Raw genomic sequence first — 313 nt, forward strand, 5'->3', positions numbered from 1 at the left:
CTTGTGGGAAGGAAGTCCTGGGCGGGGAAGAGCCGGTCGTAACTGGCCAGGGACATCCCGTCGCGAGCGTCGATCGCGCGCCGCAACAAGGCCATGCCCAGCACGCGGGCCAGGCTGGCCGGTACCGGCGCGGTGAAGAAGATCCACACGTGTGCGCCAGCCCCGGAGCGGGAGACCTCCGCCAAGGCGGGGACCCCAGCTTCTGTGCAGGCCGCCACGTAGGCGGCGGCGTCGCCTTGCCAGTCCTTGCCGTCGAAATCGCACGCCAGCAACTGGGTCGTGTCGTCGGGGAACATCGGGTACAGGCCCACAT

1 protein-coding gene is annotated in these 313 nt (G+C 69.0%); it reads right to left on the bottom strand.

Annotation, left to right across the window (positions count from 1 at the left end; all coding sequences use genetic code 11):
* On the bottom strand, nucleotides 1-296 hold a 296-nt coding region (locus tag RB628_RS43000; protein ID WP_318325822.1), incomplete at its 3' end, for a TOTE conflict system archaeo-eukaryotic primase domain-containing protein.
* Between the last annotated feature and the right edge of the window lie 17 nt (nucleotides 297-313).

This window comes from Streptomyces sp. ADMS (assembly GCF_033441795.1).
In the GTDB taxonomy this organism is placed as follows: domain Bacteria; phylum Actinomycetota; class Actinomycetes; order Streptomycetales; family Streptomycetaceae; genus Streptomyces.